The organism is Micromonospora sp. A3M-1-15 (genome assembly GCF_024213425.1).
GTDB lineage: Bacteria > Actinomycetota > Actinomycetes > Mycobacteriales > Micromonosporaceae > Micromonospora > Micromonospora chersina.
In genome coordinates this window covers 1,765,366-1,785,495 of the sequence record NZ_JANAVK010000001.1, presented here as the reverse complement: position 1 = coordinate 1,785,495, position 20,130 = coordinate 1,765,366, and the positions used below count along the sequence as shown (strand labels likewise).

Sequence of the window (20,130 nt, the reverse complement as noted above, 5' to 3'; positions counted from 1 at the left end):
GGAACGGCCCGCGAGGTTCACCGGTCTAGGGCATGCCCGCGTAGCGGAGTGGGAGCGGCGGTCGGGGCCGGCGCCACGCGACGCGGGTGAGGATGGCGAACGTGAGCAGAAGTACCACCGCGACGAGGGCGATCAGCCAGCCGGACCGATCGCCGGCTTCACGCACCCGGAGGCACGGGTCGCTCCCGGCGTGGTGGACGCGGATCCGGTCGCCGGTGCCCACGGTCCGGTTGGCGTCGCCCGAGACGCGGAGGAGCGCCTGGCACACCTCGCCCCGACCTGTGGTGAACCGGACCGTCAGAAAGGACCGCGCCCCGCGATGCTCGACGTCCAGCACCTCAGCGACCGCCTCCGATCCGCGACTGTCGTCGACGATGGACCAGGTCGCCAGCGCCGTGAGCGCGAAGGTGAAGACCAGGCCGAACGCCGAGAGCGCCCGCAGGAGTCTTCGGCTCGGCCGTCGTCGGACCATGGCTGGACTCTAGAACCGGTCGGCAACGATGCATCGAGTGGCGCGCGCCGCTGCTCATGGTGCGGTGGCCGGGCCAGTCGAGGGTGATTGGTGCTTTCGCGGCGGCCTCGGCGGTGCGCACCATCGGTGCATGATGATCATCGCGCACATCAGCGACACCCACCTCGACGGGAGTGACCGCGCCCTGGCCCGTACCCGGCGGGTGATGCGCTACCTGCGCGGCTGCGACATCGACCTGATCCTCGTCTCCGGTGACCTGGCCGACCACGGCGAGGTCTCGGAGTACCAGCAGGTCAAGGCCGAACTCGTCGCCGACGTTCCGGTGCTCATGCTGCCGGGCAACCACGACAACCGGTCGGCGTACCGCACCGTGCTGATGGGGGCCGACGGTGACGCGCCGATCAACCAGCTTCACCGGGTGGGTGACGTTTTGTTCGCCCTCTGCGACTCCACCATCCCCGGTCGCGATGACGGCCGGCTCGCTCCCGAGACCCTGGAATGGCTGCGCGGGGTCCTGGCCGAGGCTGATGTGCCCGTCCTCGTCGGACTGCATCATCATCCGATCCGCCTGCACAACCCGCTGGTCGACGGCATCCGGCTCGGCAACGCCGACGAGTTCGCCGCGATCGTCCAGCGGGCCCCCGGGGTGGCGGCCGTCCTCTGCGGACACGCCCACGCCGCCGCTGCGGGCTCGTTCGCCGGTCGACCGCTGCTCGCGGCGCCCGGCGTGGTGTCCACGACCCGCCTGCCGTGGACCACCACTGACGAGCTCACCTGGCGCAACACCGCCGACCTGGCCGACCCGCCGGGCGTGATGTTCCACGTCCTCGACGACGAGGGCACCCTCACCACCCACGTGCGGACGGCTCCCGAATGACCGGGTGGGCGGGCCCCGACGTCAGGCTTGGCTGACCTCGGTGACCATGACCGGGTACGGCCCGGCGGGCATCTCGGCCGTGGCCTGGTCCGCGGGGATCACGTTGTCCATCCGCATGCGCAGATGCCCGGCGTCCGCCGCGTCGAACACGATCCGCCACGCCCAACCGCCGCCGTACTCGCCCCTCAGCTCGAAAGTCCCGCCGGTTCCCGGGCCGCCGGTCAACGACATCGGCGTGGGCTGCTGGTGCCACGAGTCACCCCACACGGCGACCAGTGAGCCCTCCTGCTCGCCGGCCCCGACGACGAGCAGGCCGTCCTGCGGCCCGTCGTCCGGGTGTGCCCAGGAGTAGGCGACCGAGGTCAGGTGACCACCGGCGGCCGTCGTCACGGTGATCGTGGCCGGTGACCCGGCGAGCGGGTCGGTGGGCATCAACCGGAACCCGTTGGTGCCGGACCAGGAGCCGGCGAAATCGGCGAGGATCATCCGCCCACCCTAGGGCCGCCGGTGGTTCCGCCTATCCGTTCCTCCTGCTCGCACGCCGGGACGTCGATGTGGCGGATCTACTTCCACCGGGCGGGGGCGGTGTTCGCCGCCGCCATCCAGGTCGCACCCCGTCCGGACCGCCTCGGCAGGTCCGGCTACTACACCCAGTTGGTCATCGTGACGGGCGTGCTGGCCGCCGGCGTCGGCTACGCGCTCGTCATCCGGGAACCGCGCGGGCACCAGGAACCGCTCTGGCTCGCCGTCATCCTCGGCGGGCCCGCACTCTTCCTCGCCGGGCGCTCCCGCATGGAGTACGAGGTGTTCGCACGGATCTCCCCGTCCCGGGTGATCGGACTGGTCGCGCTCGCCGCCGTGACGCCGGCGCTGATCCACCGTGCGCCGATGCTCGCCGCCGCTGCCGCCACGATCATCCTGGCCGGGGTGGCGGTGTGGGACGCGGCGGGCGAGCGCAGGCACCCGGGCGAGGCGCCCTCGCCGCCGCCCTAGCGGTCACCCGTGCCGGCGGGCGATCGCGTGGAGGTCCCGCGCCGGCCCGGTGAGCTGCCGTCCCGCCGGCCACACCGCCCGCAGGCGGCGCCGCAGGTCGAGCCCGTGGACCGGCACCGCGACCAGCGCGCCGGCGGCCAGTTCGGTGCTGACCGCCAGCGAACTCAGCACGGCCGGTCCACTGCCCGCACCGACCGCGTGCTTGATCGCCGTCGTCGAGGAGAGTTCGAGGACCGGCGCGGAGACCTCGCCGACACCCTGCTCGCGCAGCGCGCTCTCCAGCGCCCGGCGGGTGCCCGAGCCCGCCTCCCGGGCCACCAGCGGCGCGGCGGCCAGCTCGGCCGGGGTGATGCCGCGCCGCCGGCGCGCCCACCGGTGGGAAGGGGCGACGACCACCGTGAGCCGGTCCGTGGCCACGGTGTCGGCGTCGAGCCCGCCCGGCAGGTCGGGACCCTCCACGAAGCCGAGGTCGGCCCGGTCCGCGAGGAGCCGGGCGGCCACCTCCGCGGAATTGGCGGCCTGGAGGGTGACGGCGAGGTCCGGCTGCCGTACGCGCAGTGCCACGAGCCACGCCGGGAGCAGGTATTCGGCGACGGTCTGGCTGGCCGCGACGGTGAGCCGGCTCTCCTTCGTGACGCGCAGCGCCTGCACGGCGGCGGCGAACGAGTCGGCCGCGTCCACCACGGTGCGGGCCCAGTCGGCGATGAGCGCCCCGGTCGGGGTGAGGGCGGACCCGCGCGGAGTGCGGTGCAGCAGGGTGAGGCCGAGCCGGCGTTCCAGGTGACGGAGGCGGGCGCTGGCCGCCGGTTGGGAGATGCGGTGTTCCGCCGCGGCCTGGCCGATGCTGCCGAGCCGGGCGACGGAGAGCAGCAGGTCGAGGCTGCTCAGGTCGGTCACCTGCGGCGGCAGAGGCATAGGCAGAGGTTATGGCTCGGTAGGGGATCACCGCCTACCGGGTCGGCCGCGGCGGTCCGAGGGTTGGCATATGACCACCCTGCACCAGCCGCCCGTCCTGCCGCGTCGCCCAAGCACCGCCGCCCACCTCGGCCCGAACTGGTTCGCCTCGGTGATGGGCACCGGGATCGTGGCCACCGCCGCGGCCGGTCTGCCCGTGCACCTGCCCGGGCTGCGATTCGTGGCGACCGTCGTCTGGCTCGCGGCGGCGGCGCTGCTCGTGGCGCTGGTCGTCGGTTGGGCGGTGCACCTGCGCCGAGACCGGGAGACCGCGCTCGGATACGCGGCCGACCCGGTCATGGCGCAGTTCTGGGGCGCGCCGCCCATGGCGCTGATGACCGTGGGTGGCGGCGCGCTGCTGCTCGGGCCGGCGCTGATCGGGGAGTCCGCCGCCGTGGCGGTCGACCTCCTGCTGTGGGGCGTGGGGACCGGGCTGGGCCTGCTGACCGCGGTGGCGATCCCGTACCTCATGATGACCCGGCACCGGATCGGGCCGGACGCCGCGTTCGGCGGCTGGCTGATGCCGGTGGTGCCGCCGATGGTCTCGGCCGCGAACGGCGCGCTGCTCGTGCCGCACCTGCCGGCCGGGCAGGCGCGGCTCGACCTGGTGATCGCCTGCTACGCGATGTTCGGCGTCAGCCTGGTCGCCACCCTGGTCATCCTGCCGCAGCTCTGGAACCGGCTGGTCGTCCACCGGGTCGGCGCCGCCCGGATGGTCCCCACCCTGTGGATCGTGCTGGGGCCGCTCGGCCAGTCCATCACCGCGGCGCACCTGCTCGGCCGGGCCGCCGAGGGGGTGCTGCCCGAACCGTACGCGGCCGGGGCGCAGATGCTCGCCGTGCTCTACGGCGTACCCGTGCTGGGGTTCGCCCTGGTGTGGCTGGCCCTGGCGGCCGCGATCACGCTGCGCACCGCGCGTGCCGGGCTGCCCTTCTCGCTCACCTGGTGGAGCTTCACCTTCCCGGTCGGCACGCTGGTCACCGGGGTCACCGGGCTGGCCACCCGGGCCGGCTCGGCCATGCTGACCACGCTCGCGGTGCTGCTGTACGGGCTGTTGGTGGCCGCCTGGGCGACGGTGGCCACGCGCACGGTCCGCGGCGCCTGGCACGGGCACCTGTTCCTACCGCCGGCGAGGTGAGGGCCGCCGGGGCGCGGATGCGCGCCCCGGCGGTTCCGCGTCAGTCGCAGCCCACCCCGTCGCCGTCGCGGTCGAGGTCGTAGATGTCCCGGCCCACCACGTAGACCGGACCGTCGACGTACGCGGGGCCGTTGCCGCTGCCGCCCGAGCAGTCGACGTCGCTCGCGATCGGCACGCACGCCCCGCTGTAGTTCGGGTCGCACTGTCGCGTCTGCTTGGTCCCCACGGCGACCACCTGCGTGACGGGCGCCTTGGTGACCACGGACCGCACCAGCTTCCGCCCGGTCTGCACGCCGTCGGTGATGGTCACCTGGTACGTGAGGGTCCGGACGCCGGCCACACCCGGGGTCCGGACCTTCTTCGTGCCCTCCGGCAGGGTGGAGTCCTTGACCGTCCTGGTCGAGTACGCGATCTTCTGGGTTGCCGTGACGGTCCGGATCTCCACCTGCGGCGACGGCGATTCGCTCGGAGCCGCCTCGGTCGGGCTGGCCACCGGCGACGGCGTGGCGACATCGACCACGGCGGGAGCGGGTGCGGCGGCCTCGCCGCCGTTCGGCGGCGCGGAGGAGGCCGGGGCGGCGTCCTTCTTGTCGGTGCTCGCCGGCGGGTCGGCGACCGCGCCGATGGCCACGCCGCCGCAGCAGCAGAGCACCAGGACGCCCGCCGCCACGATGGCGATCTGCGCGCCGCGGGAGAGCCGGCGCCACCAAGACTGCCGCGGCGGCGCCATCGGGTACGGCGGGACGGCGCCGAACTGGGCGGTCGGCTGCTGGTGGGGCGGAGGCGGCGGCGCCTGCCCGTGCCACGGGTCCTGCGGGGGTGGGTACGTCACGCACTTCAGTCTGCTTGCGGCCTCAACAATTGCTAGCGGCCAATCGGCACCCTCCGTGCCGACACCTCGACCCCCTGTCATGTCGGAACGTCCCGACCGGTTGCCCGGAGCGACGAGTGGTAATCCCCTACCCGGCTCACCGGAAACGCTGGTCAGCCGGGTTCAGGGTCGGACCGGCGACCGATCGCGACCGCTGCGTTCCCGCCACGCCGTCGCCGCCGGCCGGGACCGGGACACCTCAGTCGGAGAAGTCGTCCCGCGCGTCCCGGGCGTCCTGCTGGACGTGCTCACCGGGTCGCTTGCCGCGGATCTCGTCCTGGTGCCGCACCTGGTCCGCCTCGGACCGTTCGTCCCGGGTCATGTCGCCCAACCGGGCCCGGGCCGGCCCGGCCAGGTTCTCGAGGTCGTCCTTCGCCCGTTCGACGCTCATGCCGCCTCCCCTGTCGTCGTGGGCGCCGTCGCGCCCCACCGCCAGCGGCGTCCCCGGCCGTCGGGCGCTGAAACCCGGGGTGGGCGGCCTTCCTCCTCCGTTCGGAAGCGACGGGAAAGGGGGCCGGTCCACCCGGGACCGACCCCCTGCTGACGCCGCCGAAGCCGCTACGGCTTCCAGGAGCCCGCGGTACGCAGGTGGTGCTCGTACTCCAGCGTGCCGTTCTTGTCCTTGACGTCGAAGATGAGCTGGCCGCTGCGCTTGCTGCCGGTGGGCAGGTTGTTGCCCGAGCCCATCAGCTTGCCGCAGCCGGAGAAGGCGCCGCCGACGCCGCTCTCCTCGGCGCCGTCGGTGCCGACCCACTTGAAGAAGAACGGGTTTATCGAGCCGGTGCCCTTGGTGACCTCGGCGGTCACGTCGGCGATCAGGTACATGCCGTTCTTCGGCGCCGGCATGAACTCCTGGCAGGCCTTGTCCTTGGTCCGGAAGTTGCCGACCGTGATCTCGACGGTGCCGTCGTCGTCGTTGACGATCAGCTTGTCGCCGGCCGGCATGTTGAAGGTCTCGCTGTCGGTCTTGCCCGGCTCGGGCGTCGCCGAGGTGCCGCCGGTCGGGGAGTCGTCGACCGGGTTGCTGTAGGTGACACCCGGGGTGGGCAGGTTGTCGATGGCGTCCTTGGTCTTCTTCGCGCCACTGTAGATGGCGAAGATGCCGCCGCCGCAGCAGAGCAGCAGCATGACCGCCACCACGATGCCGACGGTGATCCAGACGTTCTTGTTGGACTTCTTGGCCGGCGGGCCGAACTGCCCGGGCGCGGGCGGGTACGGCCCGGTCGGCGGGTACGCGTCACCCGGGGGCGGCGGGTACTGCCCGGGAGGCGGGTACTGCCCGGGAGGCGGGTACTGCCCGGGAGGCGGCGGGAACGCCGCGCCCGCGGCCGGCGGGTACGGCGGCTGTCCCACGCCCGGCGGCGGGTACGGGGCGCCGGACGTCGGCGGCTGCGGCGCGTACGGCGACTCCGGGGCCGGCGGGTAGCCACCACCCGGCGCCGGCGGCGGGTACGGGGCACCCGAGGTGGGTGGCTGCGGCGCGCCGGAGACCGGCGGCTGCGGCGCGTACGGGCTGCCGGACACCGGCGGCATCGGCGCGGTGGGGAACGCCTGGGTCGGCGGTTCCTGAGGCTGCTGGTTCGGGTCCTGCGGTCCGAACGGAGGCTGAGGGTGGCTCACCGTACTCCTTGGGCACCTTCGAGATCGTCAGTCGGGACGACGGTACAAGCCGGCGGCAACGCGACCGTCAGGCCCTCACCGGGGTACCAGAACGGCCGCCGTGCGCACCAGTTCGGCGTCCACCGCGAACCGACCGGCTATCGACGGCGGCGGATCGGTCATGGGGGCGGCGGCGAGCCGGGCGGGGGCGATCCGGGCCGTGAACGTGCCCGCGTCGGGGTCGAGGGTGACCCGGGCGTCGGCGAAGTCCAGCCAGGTCCCGACGAGCGGGTGCCAGACCTTGTAGACGGTCTCCTTGGCGCTGAACAGCACGGTCGGCCAGGCCACCCCGGCGGGCAGCCGGTCCAGGTCCGCCTCCTCCTCGGGCAGGCAGACCTTCCGGCGTACCCCCGGGGTGAGGTCCCGGTGTCGTTCGGCGTCCAGGCCCACCGCGCGGACCTCGATGGCGCGGGCGGCGGCGGCCGCGCAGTAGTCCCGGGTGTGGGTGATGGCCCCGACCACGCCGGGCGGCCAGACCGGGGCGCGGTCGGAGGCCGCGGGCACCGGCGTGGCCGGCAGCCCGAGCCCGGCCAGCGCCCGCCGGGCGCACACCCGGCCGGCGGTGAAGTCCCGGCGGCGGCTGGCCACGGCGCGTTCGCCCAGGCAGGCCCGCTCGGCCGGGAGCAGCGCGCCGGTCCAGTCCGGGGCGGCGGCCACCGCCACGGCGACCTCGGGCGGCAGAAGGTCCCGCATGACGCGGAAACGTACCGCAACCGTGTAACGCCGGAGCGTTCCGGGGCGCTGTTGGGTCGTTGCGGGGAGGCGACCGTCCACAGACGTGTGTCCATTGACGAGAGGATCGGCCGATGACGCCTGGCGCGAAGGCGTCGGAATCACGACCCGGCGAGCACGCCCCCGTGACCCCCGACTGGACCTGTGGCTCCTGCGGCGACGACTGGCCGTGCGCCACGAAACGTCGGCAACTGCTGGACGAGTACCAGGTGGACCGCGCCTCGTTGAGCGTCTATCTCGGCTCCTGCCTGGCCGCCGCCTCGCAGGACCTGCGCAGCGCCCCGGTCTCCTCGCTCCAGAACCGGTTCATCGGCTGGGTGCCGCGCGGCCCGCGTACCTTCTGACCCGCGCTTCCGGTGGCCGCCGCGTCGGGTTCGCGGCGGCCACCGGTCGCGGGCTCAGGGGCGGCGGGGCCGGCGGGTCAGGGCGAAGCCCACGACGCCCGCCACGGCGGCGAGCACGCCGCCCATGCTGGTCCACACCCACCGGGAGCCGGGCTCCGGAAGCCAGCCGGTGAGGCCGTCCTCCTCCTCGGCGACCGGCTCGGGGGCGGGCTCGGCGGTGAGCACCTGGCCGGCCCGGGTGTTCGGCACCAGCGGCGCCTCCAGTTCCCCGTCGTCGCCGGACCCGCCGCCGTCGGCGTCCGCGCCGGCCAGCAGGTCCACCTCGACCGGCAGGCCCAGATCGGCCTCGGGCAGGTCGGTGACCGAGAGCCGGAGGTAGTAGGTGCCGGGCAGCGGATCGCCGGACCACGGTTCCGCCCAGGGCCGGACCCGGCGCAGCGTGCAGCCGAGGGCCACGCTGGTCGCGGTCGCCGCGGCGGTCGGGGTCTGCGCGCCGGCCGTGCACGCCTGGCGGCGGCGCAGCCCGTCGAAGACGTCGACGGTCCAGGTGGACGCGCCGGTGCGCGCCTTGGCGAAGGAGACCGTGGCGGTGACCTCGTGGACCTGGCCCGCCTCGGCGCGGAACGACCAGTAGAGGTGGTCGCCGGTGGAGGCGTCCACCCGGACCGGCTGGCCGGGGGTGATCGTGGTGGCGGTCAGGAACGAGGTGCCGGCCTTGGTGACGGTGGCCGCGCCCGGTGACGGGGTCGGCGCGGCCGCGGCGGCCCCCGGGGTGAGGGCGAGCCCGGCGGCGGCCAGCGCCGCCGCGGAGCGGATCAGCGTACGCATCCTCAGTTCTCCCTCCACGTGGCCACCCACCAGCGGGTGAGCAGCCCGGCGACGAGCCCGGTGACCAGCCCGGCCAGGGTGAGCAGGAGCAGCAGCGCCCAGCCCCGGCCGAGGTCCGGTCCGTCCGGGGCGGGGGACGCGGCGACCACGTCCACGGTCAGCTCCACCGGCATGCCCGGGGTGGCCTGCGTGCCGGGGCGCGGGGCGAACGAGTTGCTGACCACCAGGCAGACGGTCCGCGCGGGTTGCACCCCGCTCGGGGCGGGGGCGGGGCTCGCCTCCTCGGCGGCCGACAAGCGCAGCCCGGCCGACACCACGTCGGTACGCCCGCTGCCGGCGTCCACCCCCCGGACGAGTTCCCGCCCGTCCGGCGCGGTGGCCCGCAGCAGCACGCCGTAGTCGGGGTTGACCGGGCGGTCCAGCGCGACGCTCACCGAGGCGCGCAGCTCCTGCCCGGGGCGCACCGGCACCCGGTACCAGCGGTGCTCGGCGAACGCCTCCCGGTCGGTGTAGACGCCGGGGGCGAGCAGCGGCGCGTTGTCGCACCCGGCCGACCCGCCGACCACGGTCGGCGTGGCGGTGTACGTGTCCCGGGCCCGGTCCACCAGCTGCTTGATCCGCCCGGTCAGCTCGTCGGCGCTCTGCGCCGCGGTGTAGGTGCCGCCGGTCGCCCCGGCGATGCAGAGCAGTTGCCGGCGGACCTTCTCGTCGGGGGCCAGGCCGAGCGTGTCGACGACCAGCCTGGTGCCCTGGGCGGCCAGCTCACGGGCCACCTCGCAGGGGTCGGGCGGGGCGCAGGTGTCCTCGCCGTCGGTGATCAGCACGATCCGGCGGGCGGTGCTGCCGGTGCCCAGGTCCTGCGCGGCGGAGCGGAGCGCCAGCCCCACCGGGGTGAAGCCGGTCGGGCGCAGCGTGGCGACGGCGGCCTTGGCCTGCGTACGGTCCACCGGACCGACCGGCACGATCTGCTGGGTGTCCAGGCAGCCCTGTTTCTTGTCCTTGCCGCGGTAGGTGGCGCCGAGCACCCGGATGCCGAGCTGGGTCTCGTCCGGCAGCGCGTCGACCACCTCGTTGAACGCCTGCTGGGCGACGGAGATCCGGCTGCGGCCGTCGATGTCCCGGGCCCGCATCGAGCCGCTGACGTCCAGAACCAGTTCGACCTTCGGCGGCTCGGCGGGGGGTTCGGCGGTCTCGTCGTCGGCCGCGGCGGGCGGCGTACCGATCAGCGCGGTCGTCGCCAGCAGTCCGAGCAGGACGGCCGTCGATCGTCTCTTGTTGATCACCGGGCGAAGTGTAGTGAGATCCACAATGGAAGATCATCCGGGTCGGATGATCGAGGACGGTCGATGCAACAGGTGGCATGATCAGGTGTTGCGCGGCGGTTCGCTGGTGCGGCGGCGGATGGTAAGGAACTCGTAATGTTTTCCCTGCGTGACCCACCGTAAGGTGCCCGATGTAAACCATTTGTGGGGTGGCGCATTCGTCGGAAATCTGACCGGGCTCGACCCGTTGTGCCAGTGCCGCACTGTGGTTAAGCTCTGTCTTGCGCGCCCCAATCGCCCGCTTCCCCCGTGGCAGGCGATCGGGGCGCGCTTTTTCGTAGCCCCGGGTCCCTGCCACCGGCAACGGGCCGGCCCGTGATCGCAATCGGTTTTCCGACCCGGCGGGGGCACCCGCCGGGTCCGCGCCGGTCAGATCCAGCGACCGTCCAACCACATCCGGGCGGACCAGTCCGCGTAGGCCATCAGGCGGCCCACGAAGATCGGGTAGAAGTAGCCGAAGCAGAGGGCGACCAGCAGCACGTAGGCGCCCGCGATGATCCCGCCCACCAGCCGGCGGTCGGAGGTGTCGTCGGCGCTCGGCGGCGCCGCCGTGCCGACGGCCGGGGCGGGCGAGATGATCGCGCCGAGCACGTAGACCACCGCCAGCACCAGGAACGGCACCGCCGGCGCGGCGTAGAAGGAGAACATCGTCCGGCCGTCGAGGGCGAACCAGAACCAGGGCAGCAGGCCGGCGGCCACGCTGAGCAGGATCGCCCCGGCCCGCCAGTCACGCCGGGCCAGCCCGAGCCAGACCGTCGCGGCCAGCGCCGGCAGGAACGACCACCAGAGCAGCGGGGTGCCCAGCAGCAGGATCTCCGAGGCGCAGCTCGGCGCGCCACAGTTGCCGTCGCCGGACCAGTAGAAGGCGACCGGCCGGCCGAGCAGCAGCCACTGCCACGGCCACGACTGGTACTTGTGCGGGTCGTCGAGCTGGGTGTGGAAGCCGTACGCGGCCTTGTGGTATTCCCACAGGTTGATCAGCGGCCCGATGACCGGGGTGTCGCTCAGGCCCGGGGTGTTCGGGTAGCGGCTGGCCAGGCGGTAGTAGCCGTCGTCGCCGAGCAGCCAGCCCGACCAGGTGAGCACGTAGGTGACGACCATCAGCACACCGGCCGCCAGGAGCCACGGCAGCTCGTCCAGCAGGGCGTCCCGCCACGGGCGGCGGACCCCGGCCGAGCGGCGGACGCCGACCTCCCAGAGGAGCACCAGCAGCGCGAAGGCCGGGACGAAGTAGAGGCCGCTCCACTTCACCGCGCAGGCGCAGCCGAGCAGCACCCCGGCGGCCAGCCGCCACCACGGCCAGTCCCGCCAGGTCGACGGCGGCCGGCCGGCCCGCCCCGGCAGCGACGGGTCGAGCCCCGCCTCCAGCGCCCGGGTCCAGCGCCGCCGCCGGGCGTCCCGGTCGAGCACCAGGGCGCCGAACGCGGCCAGCACGAACAGCAGCAGGAAGATGTCGAGCAGCGCGGTGCGGGAGAGCACGAAGTGGAAGCCGTCCAGGGCGAGCAGCAGCCCGGCCGCGCAGCCCAACGTCGTCGACCGGAACATCCGCCGGCCGATCCGGACCAGCAGCAGCACCGACAGGGTGCCGGCGACGGCCGCCGCGAAGCGCCAGCCGAACTCCGGGGCGGTGGTCATGAGGTGCCCCGGCACGGAGATCTTCGTCTCCGCGTCCTGGTAGCCGAAGGCCCACTCGCCGAGGCCGATGAGCCACTTGCCCAGCGGCGGGTGCACCACGTATGACGGGCCGTTGTCCTTGTAGTTCCACTCGACGCCGCGGTCGATCAGCCCGTACGCGTCGCGGGCGTAGTAGATCTCGTCGAAGATCTTCCCGTTGGGGCCGCTCAGCCCGACGAAGCGCAGGATCGCCGCGATCGCCACCACGACGCCGGTGGCCAGCCACGCCTGCCCCCGGCCGAGGTGGGCGTCGACCGTGTCGAGCCGTCGCCGGACGACGGCCGGGATCCGGCCGCGGCCACCGCTCGTCGCGGGGCCGGCGGCCCGGTCGGCGGCGGCCGCATCGTCGGCGGACCCGCCCGCGTTCGCGCTCTGTGCTGTCGACGCACTCGTCACCCGGCGATCGTAGGCTGCGAAGGTGCCCGGTGGCGCCCGTCGTCTCCGAGATTGGTACGGCCGTCGATGAAGGAGCGCACGTCGTGGGTGAAATGTCCGAGGTTGGCCGCCTGGTGCTGCTCGGCGCGCCGTTGGGCAACCCGGCCGACGCGTCCGCCCGGTTCCGGGAGGTGCTCGCCACCGCCGACGTGGTCGCCGCCGAGGACACCCGCCGGCTCACCCGGCTGGCCCGGGACCTCGCGGTGACCGTGCCCGGCCGGATCGTCTCCTACTTCGAGGGCAACGAGGAGCGCCGGACCCCGGAACTGGTCGACGTGCTGGCCGCCGGCTACACGATCGCGCTGGTCACCGACGGCGGCATGCCCAGCGTCTCCGACCCCGGCTACCGGCTGGTCCGGGCCGCCCTCGATGCCGGGATCCCGGTCACCGCGGCCCCCGGGCCGAGCGCGGTGACCACCGCCCTGGCGCTGTCCGGGCTGCCCTGCGACCGGTTCTGCTTCGAGGGCTTCCTGCCCCGCACGCCCGGCGCCCGCCGGTCCCGGCTCCGCGCGCTCGCCGCCGAGGAGCGCACCCTGGTGCTCTTCGAGGCGCCGCACCGGATCGCCGGGGCGCTGGCCGACCTGGCCGAGGCGTTCGGCCCGGACCGGCCCGCCGCGCTCTGCCGCGAGCTGACCAAGACGTACGAGGAGGTGGTCCGCCGGCCGCTCGGCGAGCTGGCCGAGTGGGCCGCGGCGGGCGAGCCGCGCGGCGAGATCACCCTGGTCGTGGCCGGGGCGCCGCCGGCCGCGGCCGTCCGGCCCGACGACGACACGCTGCGCGCCGCGGTCGCCGCGCGGGAGGCGGCCGGGCTGTCCCGGCGCGACGCCGTCACCGAGGTCGCCACCGAGTTCGGGCTGCGCCGCCGCGAGGTCTACACGGTCGTGCACAGCTGACCGCGGGCTACCAGGCCGCGCCCAGGAAGCCGACGGTGATCAGCAGCGGGCCGGCCAGCGCCACGCCCACCGCCCAACGGCGTTGCCGGGGGTCCGGCAGCCGGGTCGCGCCGGTCCACCGGGCGATGCCCGCGGCGCAGCCGGTCACCAGCAGCAGCCCGAGCAGCCAGCGCAGGTGCCGGCCGGCGCCGGCGTCGGCGTAGGCGGTGCGGCCGGCCGGCCCGGTCATCCGGGCGGGCAGCACCGAGCCGGTGGCGCTGCGCTCGGCCGGGACCCCGCTGACCCGGACACCGTGGGCCAGGAAGCGCTGGCCGTCGGCCAGGAAGAGCCCCCGGCAGCGCTGGGTCAGCCCGCCGCCGGTGCAGTCGGTGATCACCGCCGTGCCGCTCGTCCCGTGTCCCACGGCCAGCCAGAACGGCCCGGCGCTCACCCAGGCGAAGAACGCGGCAAGCAGGGTCAGCGACAGCAGCACGGACAGGCCGGTGACCGGGTCCGGGGGACGGACCGGCCGCTCGCGCCGGGACGCCGCCCGGCGGCGCGGCCAGCGGGCGGCCCGCCGCTGCGGCTCCTCCCGCAGCGGGGTGCCGTCCCAGTGCACCTCCTCGATCGGCGCCCAGGCGGCGCCGCCGTCCGCCGACGCGGAACGCCGGTGCCAGCGCGGCTGCCGGACCGGCACCCGGCGCGGGACGGTGTCCACCGGCGCCCCGGTGGTCGGCTCCACCTCCACCGGCGGGTCGGCCGGGTCCTGCCGGGGCTGGGGGGCGACCGACGCGCCGCGCGCCGGGATGCGCCGCGCGGTCTCCCCGGCCGCCGGCGCGGAGGACCCGCCCGGCCCGGGCGCCGCTGGTCTGCTGGTCACGCCGTTCATTTGACACCGGTGGGCCGGGCCAGCCGGGCAGCTCAGGCCGCGTGTCGGCGACAAATCGGACGTGCGGCCGGGTGCGGCCGGTGGGACGCGCCCTATTGGTTCGCGGGTGGCCCGGAGCAATCACTAGGCTTGGCGCTCATGAGTCACGTTCTCGCCGCGGTCGCCTGGCCCTACGCCAACGGCCCGCGCCACATCGGCCACGTATCCGGATTCGGCGTTCCCTCCGACGTCTTCGCCCGGTACATGCGGATGGCCGGTCACGACGTGCTCATGGTCTCCGGCACCGACGAGCACGGCACCCCGATCCAGGTGCAGGCCGACGCCGAGGGGGTCACCCCGCGCGAGCTGGCCGACCGGTACAACCGGGTGATCGCCGAGGACCTGCGGGCGCTGGGGCTGTCGTACGACCTGTTCACCCGGACCACCACCCGCAACCACTACGCCGTGGTGCAGGAGCTGTTCGAGGGTCTGCACCGCAACGGCTACATCGTCCCCAAGGTCACCACGGGGGCGATCTCCCCGTCCACCGGCCGGACCCTGCCCGACCGCTACATCGAGGGCACCTGCCCGATCTGCGGCTACGACAGCGCCCGCGGCGACCAGTGCGACAACTGCGGCAACCAGCTCGACCCGATCGACCTGATCAACCCCAAGTCGAAGATCAACGGCGAGACGCCGGAGTTCGTGGAGACCGAGCACTTCTTCCTGGACCTGCCCGCCCTGGCCGACGCGCTGCGGCAGTGGCTGGACAGCCGGGAGGGCTGGCGCCCCAACGTGCTCCGGTTCTCGCGCAACCTGCTCGACGACCTCCAGCCCCGGGCCATCACCCGGGACCTGGAGTGGGGCGTGCCCATCCCGCTCGACGGCTGGCGCGACCGGCCCGACAAGCGGATCTACGTCTGGTTCGACGCGGTCATCGGCTACCTGTCCGCGTCCATCGAGTGGGCCCGCCGCACCGGCGACCCGGAGGCCTGGCGGAAGTGGTGGTCCGCCGACGCCGAGGGGAAGGACGCCCGCGGCTACTACTTCATGGGCAAGGACAACATCGTCTTCCACTCGGTGATCTGGCCGGCGCTGCTCGGCGGCTACTCCGGCGAGGGCTCCCGGGACGGCGAGCCGGGCGCGCTCGGCCGGCTCAACCTGCCCACCGAGGTGGTGTCCAGCGAGTACCTGACCATCGAGGGGCGGAAGTTCTCCTCCTCCCGCAAGGTGGTCATCTACGTGCGGGACTTCCTGGAGCGGTACGACGCCGACGCCCTGCGCTACTTCATCGCCGCGGCCGGCCCGGAGAGCAACGACACCGACTTCACCTGGTCGGAGTTCCTCCGCCGCAACAACGACGAGCTGGTCGCCGGCTGGGGCAACCTGGTCAACCGCTCGGTGTCGATGGCCGCGAAGAACTTCGGCGCGATCCCGCCGGTCGACCCGGCCGGGCTCACCGAGGCCGACCGGGCCCTGCTGGAGACCGCGAAGGCGGGCTTCGGCACCGTCGGCGACCTCATCGCCCGGCACCGGCAGAAGCAGGCCATCGGCGAGGCCATGAAGGTCGTCGCCGAGGCCAACAAGTACCTGTCCGATCAGGCGCCCTGGAAGCTCAAGGGCGAGGACGACAAGCCCCGGATGGGCACCATCCTGCACGTCGCCCTCCAGGTGGTCAGCGACGCCAACACGCTGCTCACCCCGTTCCTGCCGCACTCCGCGCAGAAGGTCCACGAGCTGCTCGGCGGCACCGGTGTGCACGCCCCGATGCCGGTGCTCGAGGAGGTCGAGGACCTCGACGGCGGGCCGGCGTACCCGGTGCTGACCGGCGACTACACGGTCGGGGCGCGCTGGGAGTCCGTACCGCTGGAGGCGGGCCGGCCGCTCGCGGCGCCGAAGCCGGTGTTCCGCAAGCTCGACCCGTCCATCGTCGACGAGGAGCTGGCCCGGCTGGCCGGCTGAGCTGCCCGACGCACGACGCGGCCCCGGGGTGTCCCCGGGGCCGCCGTCGTCGGTGGGTCAGGCGCGGGCCATCTTCGGCGCGCCGATGAACTCCATGATCGCCTGGTTGACCTCGGTGGGGTGGGTCCACGGCGTGCCGTGCGGCGCACCCTTCAAAGTGATCATCCGGCAGTCGGGCAGCATGTGCTGCAACCGCTGGCCCGTCACCGGGTACGGCAGCACGTTGTCCTTGTCGCCCTGGATGATCAGCACCGGAATGTTGATGTTCGGCAGGTCGCCCCGGAAGTCGGTGAGCCACGCGTCGACGCTGTCGTAGGTGCCCTTCGCCGACGCCTGCGCGCCGATCTGCCAGTGCGCCCGGTACGCCTCCTCGCTCACCCATCTGCCCTTGTTCTCGCTGTAGTTGAAGAACGCGTCGCAGAACTGGGTCAGGTACGCGAACCGGTCCTGGATGATCGCCTTCTGGAACCCGTCGAACAGGCTCTTGTCGACCCCTTCCGGATTGTCGGCCGTCTTCAGCAGGAACGGCGCCAGCGGGGCCATCAGCACCGCCCGGTCCACCCGGTCCGACCCGTACGCGCCCAGGTAGCGGGTCACCTCACCGGTGCCCATCGAATGCCCGATGAGGATCGCGTTGCGCAGGTCCAGCTCGGTCATCAGCACGTCGAGGTCGGCCGCGAAGGTGTTGTAGTCGTAGCCGAACGCCGGTTGGGCGGAGTTGCCGAACCCGCGCCGGTCGTACGTGATCACCCGGTAGCCGGCCGCGAGCAGCGGGCCGGACATCTTCTCCCAGGTCGCCCCGTTGAACGGGAAGCCGTGGATCAGGACGATCGGCTGGCCGGAACCGTGATCCTCGTAGTAGAGGTCGATGGGCGCGGAATTCTCCGTACCGACGGTGACGAAAGGCATGTCGGGCTCTCCCCTTGCGGTGCGTCTAGGACGCCCGCGCTTTCCCGGCCCGGCCCCGGTTATGCCGTCCGGTACGGCAGGTCCACGACCCGGTCGTCGGTCAGTTCCGCGCCCGGCGCCCAGGTCTCGTAGACGCCCCGCTCGTGGCACTGCGCCCCGGTCGCGACCACCGCGTCCGGATCCGGCCGGCACAGCCGCAGCCGCAGCCAGCCCGCCTCCTCCCGGAGCACCAGGCAGGGCACCCCGCGCCAGTTCGCGTAGCGCAGCCGGCGGGCCGCCGACTCCACCGGGTAGCGGGCCGCCCGGGTCATGGCGAGGACGCGGAACCCGCCGGGCAGGTCGGCCACCGCCTCGTAGTCGGCGCCCCCGTACGCGCCGACGAGCTGGGTCGAGCGGGGCGCGTCGCCGGTCGGCACGTACTCCTGGTCGGGGGAGAGGCCGGGCACCGCGGCGAGCAGGTGCCGCCACTGCGGGCCGACCATGCGCAGCCAGCCCCGCTGCTCGGCCTGGTAGGTGTAGAGCACCACCTCCACGCCCTCCGCCGGGTAGGCGAGCAGGGCGGCGTTCGCCGGCATCGGCAGGTCGGCGAAGTCGCGGGTCACGAACTCCGGGATCAGCTGGGCGTTGCTCGGCACGAAGCCGGTGCCCAGCACCGGCGGCCCGAGCCGGTCCCGCGGCGGCAGCGCGGTCAGCCCCTGGTGCGCCGGGCCGACCGGCACGTCGTAGTCGGCCGGGTCGGTGGCGCGCCAGCGCAGCGCGTACGCCACGTCGCCGCCCTCGGAGTCGCCGCGCAGCACCGCCATCCCCGCCGGGGTGCGCAGGTGCGCCACGTCGTGCTCCCGGTGGCAGAAGCCGTGCGGCAGCCAGCCCCGCACGTAGCCGGCGAGCTGGCGGGCGGAGAGCACCTTCACCATCCGGGTGCCCGGCCGGATCAGCGCCGAGCCGCGCACCGCCGTGAGCATCGGGTCGCCGGCCGCGCCCGGCTGCTGGCTGAGCTGGTGCAGGTACGCCCAGCCGTGCTCGCGGTGCAGCGGCATCAGCAGCGGCGGGTCGAGGTCCTCGGTCGGCTCGGCCGCGCCGTGCACGGCACTCACCTCGGTGACGTGCACGAACCTCCGCCACGGGTACGCCACCCCGGGCCGGGGCGCCCACTCGAAGCCGGGCGCCTCCTCGGCGCTGAACAGCTCGTACGCCGCGCCCCGGGCGATCTCCTCCGCCGGGTGGACGCGGCCGTCGTACGTCACGCGCAGCCCGGTCCGCTCGGAGGCGGCCCCGCTGGCCTGGGGAGTGACGGTCACGCCCCGGACCGTAGGCGCGGCAGATGTTGCGCACGTGAACAGTCGATGGCGGTCGGGAAACGCCGGCCGCCCAGGGTGTGTGATGCTGGCCGCGATGAGTGAGCAGACCGAAACCCGCAAGCAGCGCGCCGCCCGCCGGGCCGGCGAGTTCCCGCCCGCCCCGGAGGCGCTCGCGGTGCCCGTGCTGGACAGCCACACCCACCTGGACATCACGGTCAGCGAGGCTGGGGTTCCCGGCGGCCCCGCCGACGACCCGGTGGCGGCGGCCATCGCGGTGGCCGCCGGGGTCGGCGTCGACCGGCTGGTGCAGGTCGGCGTCGACGTCGAGTCGTCCCGGTGGAGCGCCGACGTCGCCGAGCGCTACGGCGCGGTGCTGGCCACCGTGGCGCTGCACCCGAACGAGGCGCCCCGCCTGGCCGAGCTGGACGAGGCGCTGCGCGAGATCGAGGCCCTCGCCGGCCGGAGCCGGGTCCGTGGCATCGGCGAGACCGGGATGGACTTCTTCCGCACCGGCGACGAGGGGCGGGCCGCGCAGGAGGAGAGCTTCCGGGCGCACATCGCCATCGCCAAGCGCCACGGCAAGGCGCTGGTCATCCACGACCGGGACGCACACGCCGACGTGCTGCGGATCCTCGACGACGAGGGCGCGCCGGACACCGTGGTCCTGCACTGCTTCTCCGGCGACGCCGACTTCGCCCGTGAGTGCGTCCGCCGCGGCTACCTGCTCAGCTTCGCCGGCACGGTCACCTTCGGCAGCGCGACGGCCCTGCGCGAGGCCGCCGCGGTCACCCCGCCCGGGCAGCTGCTGGTGGAGACCGACGCGCCGTACCTCACCCCCATGCCGCACCGGGGGCGGCCCAACGCCTCCTACCTGATCCCGCTGACCGTCCGGTTCCTGGCCGACACCACGGGGACCGACCTCGACGAGCTCTGCGCGGCGATCTCCGCGACCGGCGAGCGCGCCTTCGGGCCGTGGTGAAAGGATGCCCGGCGTGACCGGTCTCCTCGGCCCGGCGGAGATCCGGGAACTCGCCGCGCGGCTCGGCGTGTCGCCGACCAAGAAGCTCGGCCAGAACTTCGTGCACGACCCGAACACGGTCCGCCGGATCGTCACCACCGCCGGGCTCGCCCCGGACGACGTGGCGCTGGAGGTCGGCCCCGGGCTCGGCTCGCTCACCCTGGCCCTGCTGCCGGTGGCCGCGCACGTGCACGCCGTGGAACTCGACCCCGCCCTGGCCGCCGCGCTGCCGGAGACCGCCGCCCGGTTCGCCGGCCCGGACGCCGCCCGGCTCACCGTGCACCCCGGCGACGCCCTGCGGGTCACCGCCGGCGAACTGGCCGACCCGGCGCCGACCGCACTCGTGGCGAACCTGCCGTACAACGTGGCCGTGCCGGTGGTGCTGCACCTGCTCGCCGAACTGCCCACCCTGCGGCACGGCCTCGTGATGGTGCAGAAGGAGGTCGCCGACCGGCTCGTCGCCGGTCCCGGCTCCAAGGTGTACGGCATCCCGTCGGTCAAGCTCGCCTGGTACGCCCGGTCCCGGGCCGCCGGCAAGGTCCCGCCGAACGTCTTCTGGCCGGTGCCGAACGTCGACTCCGGTCTGGTCGCCTTCACCCGGCGTGAGCCGCCCCGCGCCGACGTACCCCGGCAGGCCGTCTTCGCCGTGGTCGACGCGGCGTTCGCGCAGCGCCGCAAGACCCTGCGCGCCGCCCTCGCGGGCTGGGCCGGCGGCGCGGACCGGGCCGCCGCGGCGCTCACCGCCGCCGGCGTCGACCCCGGCGCCCGCGGCGAGTCACTCACCGTGGAGCAGTTCGCCGCCATCGCCGCGTCGGCCCCGGCCGCCCCGGCCGCCGCCCGTTAGGCTGGCGCCGTTGCCGACCCCGCCGAGGAGCTGACCGTGCAGAAGCCGTTCGACATCCGC

Annotated in this window: 21 protein-coding genes; 8 read left to right on the top strand and 13 right to left on the bottom strand. The window is 74.1% G+C overall.

The annotated features are described in order from the left end of the window. Nucleotides 1-25 precede the first annotated feature (25 nt). The gene (locus NLX85_RS08250; RefSeq protein WP_254332990.1) at nt 26-472 is read right to left on the bottom strand and encodes a DUF3592 domain-containing protein; all 447 of its coding nucleotides are present in this window, start codon (nt 470-472) and stop codon (nt 26-28) included. Between the two features lie 130 nt (nt 473-602). On the opposite strand from NLX85_RS08250, the gene NLX85_RS08245 reads away from it, so the two are divergent. Beyond that, nucleotides 603-1,349 carry a metallophosphoesterase gene (locus NLX85_RS08245; RefSeq protein ID WP_254332988.1) on the top strand — a complete coding sequence of 249 codons (747 nt, stop codon included), beginning with the start codon at nt 603-605 and terminating at the stop codon, nt 1,347-1,349. Between the two features lie 21 nt (nt 1,350-1,370). Here NLX85_RS08245 and NLX85_RS08240 read toward each other — a convergent pair whose 3' ends face one another. Then, nucleotides 1,371-1,835 (bottom strand): DUF1579 family protein, encoded by a 465-nt coding sequence (locus NLX85_RS08240; RefSeq protein WP_254332986.1) that lies wholly within the window; start codon nt 1,833-1,835, stop codon nt 1,371-1,373. A gap of 21 nt (nt 1,836-1,856) precedes the next feature. On the opposite strand from NLX85_RS08240, the gene NLX85_RS08235 reads away from it, so the two are divergent. Then, nucleotides 1,857-2,342, top strand: a complete 486-nt coding sequence (locus NLX85_RS08235) for a low temperature requirement protein A (RefSeq protein WP_254332984.1) — start codon at nt 1,857-1,859, stop codon at nt 2,340-2,342. A gap of 3 nt (nt 2,343-2,345) precedes the next feature. Here NLX85_RS08235 and NLX85_RS08230 read toward each other — a convergent pair whose 3' ends face one another. Continuing rightward, on the bottom strand, nt 2,346-3,257 hold the full coding sequence (locus tag NLX85_RS08230; RefSeq protein WP_254332982.1) for a LysR family transcriptional regulator: 912 nt from the start codon (nt 3,255-3,257) through the stop codon (nt 2,346-2,348). A gap of 70 nt (nt 3,258-3,327) precedes the next feature. On the opposite strand from NLX85_RS08230, the gene NLX85_RS08225 reads away from it, so the two are divergent. After that, on the top strand, nt 3,328-4,434 hold the full coding sequence (locus tag NLX85_RS08225) for a TDT family transporter (RefSeq protein ID WP_254332980.1): 1,107 nt from the start codon (nt 3,328-3,330) through the stop codon (nt 4,432-4,434). Nucleotides 4,435-4,474: 40 nt separating this feature from the next. Here NLX85_RS08225 and NLX85_RS08220 read toward each other — a convergent pair whose 3' ends face one another. The 4 genes from NLX85_RS08220 to NLX85_RS08205 all read right to left on the bottom strand — a co-directional run bounded on the left by NLX85_RS08220 (nt 4,475) and on the right by NLX85_RS08205 (nt 7,657). Then, nucleotides 4,475-5,266 (bottom strand): G5 domain-containing protein, encoded by a 792-nt coding sequence (locus NLX85_RS08220; protein WP_254332978.1) that lies wholly within the window; start codon nt 5,264-5,266, stop codon nt 4,475-4,477. 238 nt (nt 5,267-5,504) lie between these two features. Further along, nucleotides 5,505-5,696, bottom strand: a complete 192-nt coding sequence (locus NLX85_RS08215) for a general stress protein CsbD (protein ID WP_254332976.1) — start codon at nt 5,694-5,696, stop codon at nt 5,505-5,507. Between the two features lie 167 nt (nt 5,697-5,863). Then, the gene (locus NLX85_RS08210) at nt 5,864-6,925 is read right to left on the bottom strand and encodes a hypothetical protein (RefSeq protein ID WP_254332973.1); all 1,062 of its coding nucleotides are present in this window, start codon (nt 6,923-6,925) and stop codon (nt 5,864-5,866) included. 75 nt (nt 6,926-7,000) lie between these two features. Further along, complete coding sequence (locus tag NLX85_RS08205; protein WP_254332971.1) at nt 7,001-7,657, bottom strand: 4'-phosphopantetheinyl transferase; 657 nt, start codon at nt 7,655-7,657, stop codon at nt 7,001-7,003. 113 nt (nt 7,658-7,770) lie between these two features. On the opposite strand from NLX85_RS08205, the gene NLX85_RS08200 reads away from it, so the two are divergent. After that, on the top strand, nt 7,771-8,040 hold the full coding sequence (locus NLX85_RS08200; protein WP_254332969.1) for a hypothetical protein: 270 nt from the start codon (nt 7,771-7,773) through the stop codon (nt 8,038-8,040). Between the two features lie 54 nt (nt 8,041-8,094). On the opposite strand, the gene NLX85_RS08195 is transcribed toward NLX85_RS08200, so the two are convergent. From NLX85_RS08195 to NLX85_RS08185, 3 genes are all read right to left on the bottom strand, one after another. Beyond that, nucleotides 8,095-8,868, bottom strand: coding sequence for a peptidase (locus tag NLX85_RS08195; RefSeq protein WP_254332968.1), 774 nt, complete (start codon nt 8,866-8,868; stop codon nt 8,095-8,097). Between the two features lie 2 nt (nt 8,869-8,870). After that, the gene (locus NLX85_RS08190) at nt 8,871-10,151 is read right to left on the bottom strand and encodes a VWA domain-containing protein (protein ID WP_254332966.1); all 1,281 of its coding nucleotides are present in this window, start codon (nt 10,149-10,151) and stop codon (nt 8,871-8,873) included. Between the two features lie 408 nt (nt 10,152-10,559). Further along, nucleotides 10,560-12,152, bottom strand: a complete 1,593-nt coding sequence (locus NLX85_RS08185; protein WP_374628070.1) for a dolichyl-phosphate-mannose--protein mannosyltransferase — start codon at nt 12,150-12,152, stop codon at nt 10,560-10,562. Nucleotides 12,153-12,352: 200 nt separating this feature from the next. On the opposite strand from NLX85_RS08185, the gene rsmI reads away from it, so the two are divergent. Continuing rightward, nucleotides 12,353-13,192, top strand: a complete 840-nt coding sequence (gene rsmI / locus NLX85_RS08180) for a 16S rRNA (cytidine(1402)-2'-O)-methyltransferase (RefSeq protein ID WP_256566578.1) — start codon at nt 12,353-12,355, stop codon at nt 13,190-13,192. A gap of 7 nt (nt 13,193-13,199) precedes the next feature. On the opposite strand, the gene NLX85_RS08175 is transcribed toward rsmI, so the two are convergent. Beyond that, the gene (locus NLX85_RS08175) at nt 13,200-14,060 is read right to left on the bottom strand and encodes a hypothetical protein (RefSeq protein ID WP_254332954.1); all 861 of its coding nucleotides are present in this window, start codon (nt 14,058-14,060) and stop codon (nt 13,200-13,202) included. 138 nt (nt 14,061-14,198) lie between these two features. On the opposite strand from NLX85_RS08175, the gene metG reads away from it, so the two are divergent. After that, nucleotides 14,199-16,001 (top strand): methionine--tRNA ligase, encoded by a 1,803-nt coding sequence (gene metG, locus NLX85_RS08170; protein WP_254332952.1) that lies wholly within the window; start codon nt 14,199-14,201, stop codon nt 15,999-16,001. Between the two features lie 57 nt (nt 16,002-16,058). Here metG and NLX85_RS08165 read toward each other — a convergent pair whose 3' ends face one another. Further along, complete coding sequence (locus NLX85_RS08165; protein ID WP_254332950.1) at nt 16,059-16,910, bottom strand: alpha/beta fold hydrolase; 852 nt, start codon at nt 16,908-16,910, stop codon at nt 16,059-16,061. A gap of 59 nt (nt 16,911-16,969) precedes the next feature. Continuing rightward, nucleotides 16,970-18,208, bottom strand: a complete 1,239-nt coding sequence (locus tag NLX85_RS08160; RefSeq protein WP_254332948.1) for a hypothetical protein — start codon at nt 18,206-18,208, stop codon at nt 16,970-16,972. 82 nt (nt 18,209-18,290) lie between these two features. On the opposite strand from NLX85_RS08160, the gene NLX85_RS08155 reads away from it, so the two are divergent. Together NLX85_RS08155 and rsmA are read left to right on the top strand one after the other, a co-directional pair. Next, nucleotides 18,291-19,187 carry a TatD family hydrolase gene (locus NLX85_RS08155; RefSeq protein WP_254332945.1) on the top strand — a complete coding sequence of 299 codons (897 nt, stop codon included), beginning with the start codon at nt 18,291-18,293 and terminating at the stop codon, nt 19,185-19,187. A gap of 13 nt (nt 19,188-19,200) precedes the next feature. Continuing rightward, a complete protein-coding gene (gene rsmA, locus NLX85_RS08150) occupies nt 19,201-20,070 on the top strand; it encodes a 16S rRNA (adenine(1518)-N(6)/adenine(1519)-N(6))-dimethyltransferase RsmA (protein ID WP_254332943.1) in 870 nt (289 codons plus the stop codon). Nucleotides 20,071-20,130 lie beyond the last annotated feature (60 nt).